The organism is Bordetella sp. (genome assembly GCF_057362025.1).
Genome location: NZ_JBMQQZ010000015.1, coordinates 139,831 through 153,608, shown reverse-complemented (window position 1 = coordinate 153,608; position 13,778 = coordinate 139,831). Strand labels below are relative to the sequence as shown.

At 66.3% G+C, this 13,778-nt stretch carries 13 protein-coding genes; 3 read left to right on the top strand and 10 right to left on the bottom strand.

The features are described from left to right. Positions 1–16: 16 nt before the first annotated feature. From ACO1P8_RS05265 to ACO1P8_RS05245, 5 genes are read right to left on the bottom strand one after another with little or no spacing between them, the layout of a single operon-like run. The gene (locus ACO1P8_RS05265) at positions 17–730 is read right to left on the bottom strand and encodes an ABC transporter ATP-binding protein (RefSeq protein WP_486294854.1); all 714 of its coding nucleotides are present in this window, start codon (positions 728–730) and stop codon (positions 17–19) included. Next, a complete protein-coding gene (locus tag ACO1P8_RS05260) occupies positions 717–1,475 on the bottom strand; it encodes an ABC transporter ATP-binding protein (RefSeq protein ID WP_486294853.1) in 759 nt (252 codons plus the stop codon). The genes ACO1P8_RS05265 and ACO1P8_RS05260 overlap by 14 nt, the downstream gene beginning before the upstream one ends. A 4-nt stretch (positions 1,476–1,479) precedes the next feature. After that, the gene (locus ACO1P8_RS05255; RefSeq protein WP_486294852.1) at positions 1,480–2,421 is read right to left on the bottom strand and encodes a branched-chain amino acid ABC transporter permease; all 942 of its coding nucleotides are present in this window, start codon (positions 2,419–2,421) and stop codon (positions 1,480–1,482) included. A 14-nt stretch (positions 2,422–2,435) separates the two neighbouring features. Further along, positions 2,436–3,305, bottom strand: coding sequence for a branched-chain amino acid ABC transporter permease (locus ACO1P8_RS05250; RefSeq protein ID WP_486294851.1), 870 nt, complete (start codon positions 3,303–3,305; stop codon positions 2,436–2,438). Positions 3,306–3,309: 4 nt separating this feature from the next. Next, positions 3,310–4,491 carry an ABC transporter substrate-binding protein gene (locus ACO1P8_RS05245; protein WP_486294850.1) on the bottom strand — a complete coding sequence of 394 codons (1,182 nt, stop codon included), beginning with the start codon at positions 4,489–4,491 and terminating at the stop codon, positions 3,310–3,312. Positions 4,492–4,934: 443 nt separating this feature from the next. On the opposite strand from ACO1P8_RS05245, the gene ACO1P8_RS05240 reads away from it, so the two are divergent. Next, positions 4,935–6,071, top strand: a complete 1,137-nt coding sequence (locus tag ACO1P8_RS05240; RefSeq protein WP_486294849.1) for an MFS transporter — start codon at positions 4,935–4,937, stop codon at positions 6,069–6,071. Between the two features lie 91 nt (positions 6,072–6,162). Here ACO1P8_RS05240 and ACO1P8_RS05235 read toward each other — a convergent pair whose 3' ends face one another. From ACO1P8_RS05235 to ACO1P8_RS05225, 3 genes are all read right to left on the bottom strand, one after another. Continuing rightward, the gene (locus tag ACO1P8_RS05235; RefSeq protein ID WP_486294848.1) at positions 6,163–7,014 is read right to left on the bottom strand and encodes a fumarylacetoacetate hydrolase family protein; all 852 of its coding nucleotides are present in this window, start codon (positions 7,012–7,014) and stop codon (positions 6,163–6,165) included. A 78-nt stretch (positions 7,015–7,092) separates the two neighbouring features. Beyond that, positions 7,093–8,259: an enolase C-terminal domain-like protein gene (locus tag ACO1P8_RS05230; protein ID WP_486294847.1), complete on the bottom strand. Its 1,167-nt coding sequence runs from the start codon at positions 8,257–8,259 to the stop codon at positions 7,093–7,095. 29 nt (positions 8,260–8,288) lie between these two features. After that, on the bottom strand, positions 8,289–9,329 hold the full coding sequence (locus ACO1P8_RS05225; RefSeq protein ID WP_486294846.1) for a Bug family tripartite tricarboxylate transporter substrate binding protein: 1,041 nt from the start codon (positions 9,327–9,329) through the stop codon (positions 8,289–8,291). A 122-nt stretch (positions 9,330–9,451) separates the two neighbouring features. Between ACO1P8_RS05225 and ACO1P8_RS05220 the strand changes: the two genes are divergently transcribed. After that, positions 9,452–10,363 (top strand): LysR family transcriptional regulator, encoded by a 912-nt coding sequence (locus ACO1P8_RS05220; RefSeq protein ID WP_486294845.1) that lies wholly within the window; start codon positions 9,452–9,454, stop codon positions 10,361–10,363. A gap of 129 nt (positions 10,364–10,492) precedes the next feature. Here the strand turns inward: ACO1P8_RS05220 and ACO1P8_RS05215 are convergent, their stop codons facing one another. Next, on the bottom strand, positions 10,493–11,467 hold the full coding sequence (locus ACO1P8_RS05215) for a Bug family tripartite tricarboxylate transporter substrate binding protein (protein WP_486294844.1): 975 nt from the start codon (positions 11,465–11,467) through the stop codon (positions 10,493–10,495). Then, a complete protein-coding gene (locus ACO1P8_RS05210) occupies positions 11,442–12,716 on the bottom strand; it encodes an amidase (protein WP_486294843.1) in 1,275 nt (424 codons plus the stop codon). Before ACO1P8_RS05210 ends, ACO1P8_RS05215 begins: the two co-directional genes overlap by 26 nt. 106 nt (positions 12,717–12,822) lie before the next feature. Here ACO1P8_RS05210 and ACO1P8_RS05205 point away from each other — a divergent pair, with 106 nt between their 5' ends. Next, on the top strand, positions 12,823–13,719 hold the full coding sequence (locus ACO1P8_RS05205) for a LysR family transcriptional regulator (protein ID WP_486294842.1): 897 nt from the start codon (positions 12,823–12,825) through the stop codon (positions 13,717–13,719). Positions 13,720–13,778 lie beyond the last annotated feature (59 nt).

Genomic DNA, 13,778 nt, shown 5'->3' with positions numbered 1-13,778 from the left:
CTCCACCCGTTGTTCTCTATAGGTAGTATTCGCGCGCTACGGCGGCATAGTCCGCGCCGAGATCCGCCGGCATGCCGGCGGCGGCAAGTGCGCCGTCGCGCAGGATGTAGTAGCGGTCGGCATGTCCCAGCGCCAGCGCGAGGTTTTGCTCCACGATCAGCATGGTGGTCCCGCCGGCCTTGAGCCTGCCCATGATGTGGCCGATCTCGTCGACGAAGCGCGGGGCCAGGCCGGCGGACGGCTCGTCCAGCAGCAGCACGCGAGGACGGCTCATCAACGCGCGGCCGATGGCTACCATCTGCTGTTCGCCGCCGGAGAGCGTTGCCACCTTCTGCGCCAGGCGCTCGCGCAGCCGGGGGAAGATGTCGTAAACGTGCGTCAGGTCGGCCGCGATGTCGCCCTTGCGAGACACCGCGCCCAGCTCCAGGTTGTCCCGCACGCTCATGGCGGGGAACAGATCCCGGCCCTGCGACACTTGCACCACGCCATGGCGGAAAACCTGGTGCGGAGGCAGGCCGCCGATGGGCTTGCCTTCCACGTGGACGGTGCCGGCGGCGGGCTTGAGAAAGCCGCTGACGACGTTAATGAGTGTGCTTTTGCCGGCGCCGTTGGCGCCCAGCAGGGCCACCACTTCGCCGGGACGGATCTCCAGCGAGACGCCGCGCAGCGCCGCGGCCCCGCCATAGCGGTAGGCGACGTCGCGGATAGACAGCAACTCAGTGCTTGCCAAGATATGCCTCCAGTACGGCCGGATGCGAGCGGATCTCCGCGGGCTTGCCGTCGGCGATGAGTTGGCCGTAATTGAGGACGGCGATGCGGTCCGACACGGACATGACCAGGTCGATGGTGTGCTCGACCAGCAAAATGGCGATGCCGTCAGCGGCCAGGCTGCGCAGCACTTGCATCAGATGATCGCGTTCGCTGGTGGACAGTCCTACGGCGGGTTCGTCCAGCAGCAGCAGGCCGGCCCGCGCGGCCAGGGCACGCGTGATCTCGACGATGCGCTGCTGGCCGGAGGACAGGTCCGCGGTCTTGCGGTCGGTCAGCGTGGCGATGCCCATCAGGCCCAGTAGTTCATGGGCGCGCGCGAGCGCCTGCCGTTCGGCGGCACGCGCCTTGGGCAGTCCCAGGAGCAGGCCGACGGCGGAACTGGCGGTCTGCTGGTTCAGGCCGGCAAGCACGTTCTCCAGAACGGTCATCGACGCGAACGCGCCGCCATTCTGGAACGTGCGCCGCATGCCCAGGGCCGAGATGCGGTGCGGCGCCATGCCGACGACATTGCGGCCGGCGTAGCGTACGGCGCCGGTGCGGGCTGGGATGTAGCCGGTGATGGCGTTGAACAAGGTGGATTTGCCGGCGCCGTTCGGGCCGATGACGGCGCGGATCTCGCCGGCCTCAAGGCCGAAGGACACTTCGGTCAGGGCATGGAGCCCGGCGAAGGAAACACTGACGCGATCGAGTTCGAGCAAGGCCATGAGGTCAGCTCCGGTACAGGCGTTCGCGCAGCACCGGCGCGCGCGCGACCAGCACGCCTGCCAGGCCGCGCGGCATGTAGCGCAGCACGGCCATCAGCAGCAGGCTGAAGATGATTTCCTCGGCGCCCGGAAGATTGCGCAGCAGCTCGGGCGCGGCCGTGAGCAGCACCGCACCCAGCAAGGCGCCCCAGATGCTGCCCATCCCGCCTATCATCACCACGGCGAACTGCAGCAGCAGCTGATTCAGGCTGAAGCTGTCGGGAGCGATGCGGCCTATCATCAGCGCGAAGAGCGCGCCGGCGGTGCCGGTGACGAACCCGCTGGTGACGAAGGCCGCGACCTTGTAGCACGGGGGCCAGTAGCCCAGGGACGCGGCGGCGAGTTCGTTTTCGCGGATGGCGACCCATGCACGTCCGATGCGCGATTGCAGCAGGTTGCGCACGCCCCACACCACCAATGCGACGATGACAAGGAGGGGGTAGTAGCGCTGCGCCTGCGTTTCCAGGGCCACCGTGCCGACCGTCGCCACGGGGACGCCCAGGCCGCTGGAGCCGTGCGTATAAGCCTCCATGTGGATATAGCCCCAGCGCATCAGCTCGCCGAAGGCCAAGGTCACGATGGCGAGGTAGTAGCCGCGCAGGCGTAGTGCCGGCAATCCCACTACCAGGCCCGCGATGGCCCCGGCCAGCCCGGCCGGCAGTATGGCGGCCCAGAAGGACAGGCCGGCCTGCTCCATGAGGATACCCAGGGCGTAGGCACCGATACCGAAGAAGGCCATGTTGGCGAAAGCGAGCTGTCCCAGGTAGCCCAGCACCAGGTTGAAGCCGATGGCGGCCAGGCCATAGACCAGGATCAGGTTGCAGACGTATTGGACGTAGTCGTTGGTGGCCAGCGGCAGGGCCAGCAGGACGGCGGCGAGAGCGAGGAATGCCAGGCGTTTCGGCACGCGGGTCTCCGAAGCTAGACGCGGGTCGGGTCGGGCCTGCCGAACAGGCCCTGGGGGCGCAGGATCAGCACGACGACAATGACGAGATAGGAAAAGATGTCGATCAGGGCCGTGGACAGGTAACCGCCCGCCCACTGTTCCATGACGCCCAGCAGCAGGCCGCCCACCACGGCACCGCCCAGGTTGCCGAAGCCGCCTAGCGTCATGGCGGCGAAGGCCCGGATCAGCGTCTGGCCGCCCATGTCGGGGTACAACAGCGTGATGGGCGCGACCAAGATGCCCGTGATGCCGCCCAATGCCGCTGCGAGCCCCCACATATTGCCGCTGAAGGCATCGACGTCTATGCCCACCAGCGCGGCGCCGCGGGGACTGGCCGAGGCGGCCTGGGCGATGCGGCCGGCGCGCGAGAACTTGAAAAAGAGGAAGAACACCAGCACCAGTGCCAGCGTCATGCCGGCCATCAGCAGGTCTTGTACCGTGATGATGAGGTCGCCAACCTCGATAGGTGGGAACGAGAAGACCGGCGGCATGGGCAGGACTTCACGGCCCCAGAACAGGCGCGCGATACCGCGAAAGAGATAGGACAATGCCACGGTCATCATCGCGAGGATGATGTGCGGAGACAGGGCTATGGGCTGTATGGCCAGGCGTTGCACGCCGCGGCCGACGATGAACATGAGCGCCACCGCCAGCGGCGCAGCCACGGCGAAGGGCGCGCCGGCGTACTGGATCAGCACGTAGACCACGAAGGCGCCCAGCATGAAGAACTCGCCGTGCGCGAAATTGATGACGCCTGTAGCGCGGAAAACTACCGTCATGCCCAGGGCCAGGAGGGCGTAGATGCTGCCCTGGGCGACGCCGCTTAAGGTCAGTTGCAACAGCATGGTCTTATTTTTGCGTATCGTCCCAGCGCTTCACGACCACGGTCTCGCCGCTCTTGTCGTAGACGAGGAAAGCGCCGCCTTTGACGCCCGCGTGGTCCGCGGGCGTGAAGGTGATCGGGGTGGCCGAGATGCCGGAATCGAAGTTCCTGATGTTGTCGAGCGCGGCGATAAGCTTCGAGCGGGTAAGGTCGGGGCCGGCATCCTTTAGGGCCTGCACCATGGCCAGCGCCCCGCTCATGCCCAGGAAGCTGAAGGCCTCGATGCGCTCGCCGGGGTAGTACTTGTGGATAAGGTCGCTCCACTTGCGCATTTCCGGGGCGTCGGTGGGATGGGCATAGGGGTAATAGACCGCCAGATTGGCCACGGCCGCCGGGTTGCCTACCCGGTTGCGGGTGTCCTCCAGCGAGATCGACTGCGGCGCCAGCACGGGTACCTTCAAACCGTATTTGTAGGCGTCGCGCATGAAGATGGCGGTCTCCGCCGGGTACATCAGGGCCAACACGAAGTCGGCGCCCGCGCCGCGCAGCTTGAGTATCTGCGGCGTGGCATCCGAGGAGCCGCGCTCCATGGTGAGGTCCAGCACCGGGGCCAGGCCATATCTGGACTTCAGGTAGGCAACGGCCGGGTCGCGATTGGATTTACCCCAGTCGTCCGTATGGCTGATGATGGCGATCTTCGTGGTGCCCGCCTTGGACATGGCGAAGTCGATCATGGAGCGGCCCACCTCGTCGGTGGTCGCCACGGGCTGAAACATATTGGCGGCCAGCGGCGTGGCGATGCCGGGCGTGGCGGCGCCCAGGCCCATGAACGGGATGCCCGACTTCTCGATATCGCCCTTGGCCGCCATGACCACATTGCTGCACAGGCCGGCGTCCAGCGCGAACACCTGATCCTGCGAAGCCAGTTTCTTGAAGGCGGCGAGGCCGCGAGTCGGATCGCAGGCCGTGTCCTCGCGTACGAGCTCGATCTTGCGGCCGTGGATGCCGCCGGCGTCGTTGACCGACTTGTAGACCGACTCGACCCCGAACACGCCCTTGCCGAACACGGCGGCGGGACCCGTCATGGGGCCGAAGATGCCCAGCTTGATGGTGTCCTTGGTCAGGCCCGTGGTTTCGTCCGCATGCGCGATACCGCCCATCAATGAGAGGATGGCCAGCGCATGGGCCATGCGTGGAAATGTCGCCATGGTGTCTCCTGTGCCTGTCCGCGCAGCGGTGGGCATCTGTTCTTGGCTGTCTCTATCGGCGCGCGGCCGACGAGGCTCCAGGCGATTGTGCGGTGCGAGGGCAGCCAGGGGAATGCCGCTGCGTCGAAAGTGTTTTTCGATTTAATTGAATGAGGGCTGAGCGTCCCGGCCGTGCCGGGACGCAGCGCCGCGGGTAATCCCTGGTATGGCGAACCCGGATGGGCGTGGGGGGCGTTGCCGGAATGCTCTGAGTCCGCGCGGCGATGGGACGTCATCGCCGGTTTTCATGGCCGGGTGTTGTCGATACGTCCGGCAATGCGGTCACCGTGGAGCGCAGGCCACCGTCCAGGCGCCGGCCTCCCCGCGCGGCGAACACCAGTTGCCACAAAACTGAAATATAAGGCATGATGTCGACTTTGGAATATACGTCTAGATGTCTATATATGATAGACCGCATCTCCCCGACTGACGCGCATTCGCGGAACGCTGCTGCCACGCTGGCGTTGACGCTGCCTGGCGATACGGTGCTGTACCTGATATTGCCGATATACGCCGCGCAGTTCGGCGTGTCGCTCGCCGAAGCCGGCGTTCTGCTGGCGGCGAACCGTCTCGTGCGTATCGCCGGCTACGGGTGGGTGGCGCGTTTTTATGCACGGCATGGCGATCGGCCGACCTGCATGCTGGCGGCAGCCGCCGCTACGCTGAGCGCGCTGGGCTATGCGATGCTTACGGGGTTCTGGGCCCTGGTGCCGCTGCGTCTTCTGTGGGGGTTGTCGTTCGCTGCCCTGAACCTGTCCACCCAGGCCATGGCGACCGCGGATGCGGTCGGTGTGGCGCGGCGCAACGGCCGTTCGCGCGCGGTCATCGCGATGGGGCCTGTGGTGGCGCTGCCGGTGGGCGCATGGATGGCGGAACTCTGGGGGCCGCGCGCAATCTTCTTCGTTCTGGCACTGGTGGCCTTTCTGGGCGTGGTCGTGGCGCATCGGCTGCCCAGCCAGCCGCATTCCATGCCGCAGCAGAGTCGCCGGCTGCGCCTGCCCGGCAGCCTGGATACCTGGTCCTTTCTGGAAGGCTTTACGCTCGATGGCCTCTTCATCATCGGCCTGTCCTACCTGGGTAAGGACCTTATGCCGGCCGGTTCGGTGATCGTGGCCGGGGTGGTATTGGCGTTGCGCTATCTCGGCGAGATCGTGTTAAGCCCCGTGGGCGGGCGTCTGGCTGAACGGTTCGGCCCGGTGCGGCTGCTGGTCTGGCTGTCGGTGCTGACCGCCATCGTTCTCGTGGGGTTCGGCGTTGGGTGGATCTGGAGCTGCGCGGCCGCCATCGTGGTGCTGCGGGCGCTGCAACTGCCGCTTTTGCCGCCTATCGTGGCCATGCGGACGCCTGGGCCGGGGCGAGTACAGGCGCTGGCATCGCGCGCGGTATGGCGCGACATCGGGGCGGGTACGGGCCCGTTGCTGGCCGGCGTGGTGCTGCCATTGGTTTCGCCCGTCTGGATCTACAGCGTGCCGGCAGTCCTGCTCGCGCTGTCGGCCTTGGCGTGCGCGCAGCCCGGGTCTTCCGAGCAGGACGCCGGTTGACGGTCCGGTGGTTGCGGCGCCGAGCGGCGCCGCGCTTTTCCGGTGCGCACGCGTGTGAGCGCGCGGACGTCGAAGGCCCGTGTAGCGAAGCTCAGGCTTCGTCTTCGATCCGGTTCGACAGGATGCCTATTCCTTCGATTTCGACCTCGATGGTGTCGCCGGCTTTCATCCATACCGGGGGCGTGCGCGCGTAGCCGACTCCGGCCGGTGTCCCCATGATGATCACATCGCCGGGTTCCAGGGTGATGGCCTCGGTGATAAGGCACAGCGTTTCCTCCACAGGGAAAAGCATGTGTGCCGTGTTGCTGCTTTGCATGACCGTCCCGTTCAGGCGGGATTCGATCTTCAGGCCGGCGGCACCCGCGGGCAGTGTCGAGGCGGGCACCAGCCAGGGACCGAAGGAACCTGTTTCGTCAAAGTTCTTGCCGATGGTCCATTGCGCGGTCTTGCGTTGATAGTCCCGCAGCGTGCCGTCATTGAAGCAGGAATAGCCTGCCACGGCTTGCAAGGCGTTGGCGGGAGTCAAATGGCGGCAGGTCGTGCCGATGACCACGGCCAGCTCGGCCTCGAAGTCGAGCCGGGTCGAAGCGCGCGGACGCCTGAGAGGGGCGCCGTGGGCGGTGAGGGACGATGGGCCTCGCATGAAGAGGCTCGGGTATTCCGGCTTGCTGTTGCCACCTTCGGCGGCGTGGTCGGCATAGTTGAGCCCCAGGCAAATGACCTTGCCCGGGCGCGGCACCACGGGAAGCAGTTCGACGGCCGTCAGGGGGTGGCGATCCGCGGCGGGTGCCGCGGCGGCCATCTCCGCGGCGGCGCCGAAGCCGGAGGCGCCCTTGGCGCAGAGGCTGATCATGTCGCCCGGCAGGGTGACGACGGATTCGTTGACGACGGCACCCAGGCGGGGCGTGAGGTCGGAAGCGGTACGGAAAGTGACGAAGTTCATGGGCATGTCTCGGAGGTGCTGGGAGAATCGGGAGGCGTGGCGCGGTCCGGGCGCGGATGGGAAGGCGGCGGCGGGCCGTCAGTCCGCGCCGACCGTGCGCATCAAGGTGTACAAGGCACTGTGGCCCTCGAAGCCGATGCCGGGCAACTGCGGTGGCTGTACATAGCCGCCTTCCACCACGGTGCTGTCCGCGAAGCCGCCGAAGGAGCCGAACACGCCGGGATAGGCCTCGCAGCCGCCCAGGCCCAGGCCGGCTGCCAGCGCCAGCGACATCTGGTTCCCGCCGTGCGGGAAATGGCTGGACGGCTCCCAGCCCCGCGCTTCGAGATCGAGCACCATGGCGGCGTAGGCGTCCATGCCGTAGGACTGCGGAGGATCGACCTGGATCAGGTCCCGCCCGCGTCGCCAGCCGCCCAGGCGGACAAGGTTCACCACGTCCTGCATGCCGTAAAGGTTCTCGCCGGCCGACAGCGGCGGCGCGTAGACGGAGGCGAGTTCCGCCATCAACGAGAAGTCGTTGGGATCGCACGGCTCCTCGAACCAGCGCAGCCGGTACGGGGCCAGCGCGGCGGCATAGGCCAATGCCGCGTCACGCTCGAACTTGCAGTTGGCATCGACCGCCAGGTGCCCGCTGTCGGGCAGCACGCCGAGGGCGCATTCGATGCGCCGCAAGTCTTCGTCCAGCGATGCGCCGCCCACCTTGATCTTGACGTGCGTGTAGCCGCTGTCCTGGTGCGAGCGGATCTCGTCGGCGACGTCCCGCGGCACGCCGCCCGGACGGTACCACCCACCGCCTACGTATACCGAGACCTTTCGATGCATCGAGCCGCCGCGGTAGCGGCGGGCCAGAACTTCGGCAGTGGGCAAATCCTGCGCCTTGCCGACGGCGTCCCACAGTGCTGTCTCGATGGTCCCGATGGCGATGGATCGTTCGGCGTGGCCGCCCGGTTTCTCGCCGACCAGCATGGCTGCCACGGCCTTTGCCGGGTCCAGCACACCGGCCGCGTCAAGCAGCGATTCGGGCTTGGCGCGCAGCAGGCGCGGGAAAAAGCGGTCCCGCATGGGTTGTCCGCAGGCATAGCGGCCGGTGGAGTTGAAGGCGTAACCCGTCACTGGGGTCTTGCCGGCACCGGGGTCCAGCTTGGCGGCGACGATGGAAGTGGTCATCTCCGCGAAGGAGAATACCGCATTGCGCATGGTGCTTTGCACCGGAAATGCGGCTTCGTGAAGGGCGATGATGCGCATGGTTGGGTTCGGATCCCTGTGGGGTTGCCTTAGCGTGATGGTTCGATGCCGGCGCTTTGGATCAGCTTGCCGTAGCGCACCGTCTCGTCCGCGATGTGCTTGCGAAACGCCTCCGGCGTGGCCGGCCTGGCCGGCAGGAAGCCCAGTGCGACGAGTCGTTCGCGTGCCTTTGGCTGACGCAGTACGCTATCGATGTCGGCGTTGATCTTGTCGACGATGGCCGCGGGCGTGCCGGCGGGCGCCACAAAGCCCAGCCATGCCCCATAACGAAAGTCGGGGAAACCTGATTCGGCGATCGTGGGTACTTGAGGCAGTACGGCGAGCCGCTCGGCCGAGCCGACTGCCAGAGCGACCAGCCGGCCGGACTGCAGGAACGGCAGCACCGCCGACACGCCGGCGAACATCACTTGTACCTGGTCGCTTACGACGCCTACCGCCGCATCCGACGCACTCTTGTACGGAACGTGCGTCAACTTGATATTCGCGCTGTGCATCAGCATCTCCATCGGCAGATGCTGTGCGCTGGCGACGCCGCTGGAGCCGAAGTTGATCGCACCGGGATCGGCTCGGGCCATATCGATCAGTTCCTTGACGGAGCGCGCCGGAAACCGCGGCGAAGCCACCAGCACGAAGGGGGTCTCCCCGATCAGCGCGATGGGCGCAAAGTCTTTCAGAGGGGAATAAGGAAGCTTGGCATAGAGCCACGGATTCGCCGCCAGGGTCGTGTCGTTGGGGACGAGCAGCGTGTACCCGTCGGCGGGTGCGCGCGCCACCTGCTGCGCGCCGATGATGCTGTTGGCGCCGACCTGGTTCTCGACTACCACGCCTTTGCCCCACATCGCACTGAGCTTGTCGGCCATGAAGCGGGAGGCGATGTCGGCGCCCGCGCCCGCTGCAAAGGGAACGACGACGCGTACCGGCTTGTCCGGGTACTCGGCATGCGAGGCGTTGTACGGCAGCAGCGCAGCGAACGTTATGGCACCGAGGGCATGAACCGCCTTCGGAAATCGTGCCTTCAGGCGCGCCCAGTGGAAGTGAATGGCGCGCAGCGCCGCATGGTGGGTGGCCATGATTGTCTCCCTTTTCTTGGTTTGGCTGGATAAATTCTGAGCCGTGCGGAGCCAACTAAAAATAATAGTTTTCAGATACTATCCATCCATAATTTATATGGCCAGGAAGCGAGGAGGGGCGGATGGATCTGCGGCCGGTACGGTATTTCCTTGCGGTGGCGGAGAAGGGCAGCATCAGCGCGGCCGCTGCGGTGCTGCACGTGGCCCAGTCGGCCGTCAGCCGCCAGATACGCTTGCTGGAGGAGGGCATGGGCGGCCCGCTGTTCGACCGCAGCGTCGCCGGCGTGGAGCTGACCGACAGCGGCCTCATGTTTCTGGAGCGGGCCAGATTCATCATGCGTGAATTGCAGAGCGCTACCCAGGACGTTTCGGACTTCAACCGCGGGATGCGCGGATCCAATCGCGATGTGCGCGGCACGGTGCGCATGTCGGCGGCTCCGACGGTCGGACAGGCCTTATACGGGCGGACCGCGCTGGATTTCCGCAAGCGGTTTCCCCAGGTCCGGCTTGAGCTGACCGAGAGCCCCACCGAGGATGCGTTGCACCGTCTTTCCGCAGGCACGATAGACATGGCCATCGTCTCGGACCCGGGCAACCAGGAACACATCCGTTTCACGCCGCTGATGAAGCAGGAAATCGCCGTGTTCTGTCAGCCAGGCAGCAAACTGGCCGCTCGCTCCAGCGTGCACGCCAGAGAGCTGGGAAAGCTGCCGATCATCATTTCGCTGGGATTGCGCAACAGCCTGGAGGCGCTTCACGGCGCGGTGCAGCCCGTGATCCAGATGGATGGTGGAGAGGGCGCGGCGCAGCTGGCCCGCGCCGGGGTCGGGGTGGTGGTGATGCCGAGTTCCGTCTCGCGGACATCGGCGATCTGGCAGGGCCTGGTCGCGGTGCCCATCCGAAGCTTTTCCGTTACGCGCATGCTCGCCGTCTCCAGGGGACGGCCCGTCAGCCTGGCCGCGAAAGCGTTCCGCGGCGCGATTGAGGAGCAAATGGCACTGTGCATAGAAGAAGGCCTGTTTCTCCCCGCATGAACGATCGCTGTCCGGTCGTCGCGGTCATGGTTTTGCGAAGAACCAAGGCGTATGCAGGTGTCCGCATGCGGACTGAACTCCGTGCTTTTTTCCTTGATCGCAGGCGCTATTTGACTCATAACGGCGGCTTCAATCCGCCCTGGCGCCCGACGCCTTGACGATATCGCGCCATTGTTCCAGTTCCGATGCCTGGCGGCGGGCGAGTCCATCGGGGCCGTCGTGCAGCTCGGTGACGCCCAGTTGTTGGAATCGCTGCTGTACCGCGGGCGATGCCAGCGCAGTCTTGATGCCCTGGTACAGCTTCGCGACCACATCCTTGGGCGTGCCGGCCGGCGCATAGAAGGCTACCCAGAGGTCGCCGCTGAAGCCTGGCACGGCTTCAGCGATGGCCGGCACGTCGGGCAGCAGGGGGACGCGGCTGGCGCTGCTTACGCCGATGGCACGCAGTTGGCCTGCCTTGATCGCTTCCAGCGCCGACGGCAGGCTGGCAAAGAGCATGGGCACCTGGTTGCCCAGCACGTCGGTCATCGCGGGGGCGACACCGCGATACGGGACGTGCTCCAGTTCAAGGCCGCCTTTCTCGTTCAGCATCGCGCCCAAAAGGTGATTCAGGGTGCCGGTGCCGGCCGAGGCGTACCGGTATTGGCCGGGATGCGCCTTGACCTCGGCAATGAACTCTTGAAGGTTGCGCGCCGGGAATGTCGGATTGACGAGCAGCACATTGGGCACCACGCCCACGGCCGCGATCGGGACGAAGTCGCGTAGCGGATCGAAACCCGGCTTGGCGTAGATCCAGGGAACAATGAGTTGATTGCTGTTGGCAGTGAAGAGAAGGTTATAGCCGTCGGGCCGTTCGCGTTTGGCGGCCTGGGTGCCGACGACGCCGCCGGCGCCGGCCTTGTTGCTGACGATGACCGATTGCTTGAGCTCGTCACCGAGTTGGGCGGCCAGGATGCGCGCGACGATGTCTACCGTGCCGCCCGGCGCGGTGGGGACGGTAATGGTGATGGGGCGGTCGGGATAGTCCGCTTGGGCGGTGGGCAATATGGCCAGCAGGCCGCAAAGCAGGGCGGCCGGTTTAAGCACGCGAAACAGTCGGTTCATGAAGGACTCCGTTAAGAAGTGAACGGGACGGCGCGGCGGCGCGCCGGTCGACGAGGCGATGGATGTCGCGAGCCCAGCGCAGCAGCGCGTGGTCGGATCCCCGGCGCGCTACCAGCATGACGCCCAGGGGCAAGCCGCGATCGTCGTGGGTGGTCGGCAGATACAGGCAGGGCAATCCCAGTACGGACCACGCTTTGTTGAAGCCTGATTCGCCGGTGTGCGACAAGCCTTTTGGGGCGGGGCCAAGGGCACCCGTCGTGAGGATCAGATCGGTGTCGCCGAAGTCGAGCTCCCAGGCGCGCTGGCGCGCGGCGTGCAGGCGTTCCAGTGCGTCTTCGTAGTCTTCGCGTCCGATGGCGAGGCCGCGTCGCGCGGCCTCGCGCAGGCGTGGGCTGAGGCGTGCATCCTGAACGGGATCGGCATCCGGAACCAGGACGGTTAACGCCCGCGCCAGTTCGTAGTGCACGACGGTGCGGTGGATATCCAAGAGATCCAGGGCATGCGGCATGGCCTGGATTTCGGCTACGGCATAGCCGGCGGCGGTCAGGACGTCGGCGGCGGATGCAAGGGCGTCGACGCCGGACCGATCGAGCCGGTATCCGGGTTGCGTGGGAAGAAGGCACAGGCGCGGCCGGCCGATCGCATCGCATGCGTGACGCGGCAGCATGACGTCGGCCAGGCGCGCCGCCACATCCAGGTCGCGAGCGTGCCAGCCTATGGTATCCAGGCTGGGGCACATGACGCGCATGCCGCCGCGCGACACGGCGCCGTAGCTGGGCTTGACGCCCACCACGCCGCAGAAGGCGGCGGGCCGGATGATCGAGCCTCCCGTTTGTGTACTTAGCGCGAAGTCGACCATGCCGGCGGCCACGGCCGCGGCCGATCCGCTGGACGATCCGCCTGGCGTGTGCGAGGGATGGTGGGGGTTGCGGGTGGGGCCGGGGGCGACGTGGGCGAATTCGGCGGTGACGGTCTTGCCCAAAGGGAGTGCCCCAGCCGCGCGCAGAATGGCGACGCAGTCGGCGTCGGCCGTGGCGCGCCGTTCGTCCGTTGCCGGAGAGCCGCAACGTGTCGGGAGGCCCGCCACATCCAGTACATCCTTCACGCCGAAAACCAGGCCGGCCAGCGGTCCGTGCCGCGCGGCAGCGGCAGCGGGGGCCAGGCAGGCCCAGGCATGCAGGTCCCGGTCGGCCAGAGCGACGTCCTCGACCAGGCGGGGAATATCGGGGTGGGGAATGCAAAGCGACATGACGACTCGTGTATGGGGTCCGGGGACGACGATCTATCTAGAAAGCGTGCTGCATGTTAAATAGACGATTGCTTATCGTCTAATTCATAATCGAACATAATTAACAATGAAAAGCGACATAAAATTTCTCGACGCGCGCATGCTGGCGTGCTTCTCGGCGGCCGCGCAGGAATTGCATTTCGGGCGGGCGGCGGCGCGCGTGTTCATGAGCCAGCCGCCTTTCAGCCAACAGATAAAGCGGCTGGAGAACATCGTCGGCGCTCCCTTGTTCGAGCGGACCACGCGTACTGTGCGGCTGACTCCGGCCGGCGCGGTGATGGCGCGCCATGCGGACGATCTGGCTGAACGCACGGCATCGATGCTGCGCGCCGCGCGGCGGGCTGCGCTGGGCGAGGGCGGACCGCTAAGAGTGGGGCTCGCGCCCACGGTGGCCTATTCGCCGCTGGCCGAGACGCTTTATCGCTATCGCAGCGCGCACCCCGATGTGGAGCTGGATTTGTTCGAGGGAAACTCCAACCAGATGGAGGCCATGCTGCGAGGCCGCCAGATCGATCTGGCCCTTATGCGTCCCATGCCTTTGGGTGAAGACATCGAAACCGTCGAAATCCTGTGCGAGCCGATGATGCTGGTGTTGCGGCAGGATCATCCCTGGGCGGCACGCCGGCGCATCGGCCTGGCGCAGGCGTGTACCTTGCCATTGGTCGGGTACTCGCCGCTTGCTTCGCCGTACTTCCGGCAACTGCTGGACCGGATGTTCAGCCGCGTCGGCGCGCATCCGATCATCGTCCGCGAAAGCGTGATTCCGACCTTGCTGACGCTGGTGGAGGTGGGCATGGGGGCCGCCATCGTGCCCAAGTCCCTGTCGCGCATGCGCGGCGAACCTTTGGTCTTTCTGCCGTTGCGCGACGCGGAGCCGGCGCGCATTCTGGCGGCTCAGTTGAGCGGGGAGGGACCGGCGGCCGCGCGCTCGCTTATCGCGCAGTTGCGGGGAGCCGCGCGATAGCGGGTCGCCTGTCGCCGATGCAAGGCCGCGCCTCCCGGCGGGTTACCTGTCCGCCCAGA

Bases quoted from the DNA above. Each gene is read 5' to 3' on its own strand.
- ACO1P8_RS05260 (WP_486294853.1), bottom strand. From the start codon at position 1,475: ATGGCCTTGCTCGAACTCGATCGCGTCAGTGTTTCCTTCGCCGGGCTC.
- ACO1P8_RS05250 (WP_486294851.1), bottom strand. From the start codon at position 3,305: ATGCTGTTGCAACTGACCTTAAGCGGCGTCGCCCAGGGCAGCATCTAC.
- ACO1P8_RS05245 (WP_486294850.1), bottom strand. From the start codon at position 4,491: ATGGCGACATTTCCACGCATGGCCCATGCGCTGGCCATCCTCTCATTG.
- ACO1P8_RS05240 (WP_486294849.1), top strand. From the start codon at position 4,935: ATGATAGACCGCATCTCCCCGACTGACGCGCATTCGCGGAACGCTGCT.
- ACO1P8_RS05235 (WP_486294848.1), bottom strand. From the start codon at position 7,014: ATGAACTTCGTCACTTTCCGTACCGCTTCCGACCTCACGCCCCGCCTG.
- ACO1P8_RS05230 (WP_486294847.1), bottom strand. From the start codon at position 8,259: ATGCGCATCATCGCCCTTCACGAAGCCGCATTTCCGGTGCAAAGCACC.
- ACO1P8_RS05225 (WP_486294846.1), bottom strand. From the start codon at position 9,329: ATGGCCACCCACCATGCGGCGCTGCGCGCCATTCACTTCCACTGGGCG.
- ACO1P8_RS05220 (WP_486294845.1), top strand. From the start codon at position 9,452: ATGGATCTGCGGCCGGTACGGTATTTCCTTGCGGTGGCGGAGAAGGGC.
- ACO1P8_RS05215 (WP_486294844.1), bottom strand. From the start codon at position 11,467: ATGAACCGACTGTTTCGCGTGCTTAAACCGGCCGCCCTGCTTTGCGGC.
- ACO1P8_RS05210 (WP_486294843.1), bottom strand. From the start codon at position 12,716: ATGTCGCTTTGCATTCCCCACCCCGATATTCCCCGCCTGGTCGAGGAC.
- ACO1P8_RS05205 (WP_486294842.1), top strand. From the start codon at position 12,823: ATGAAAAGCGACATAAAATTTCTCGACGCGCGCATGCTGGCGTGCTTC.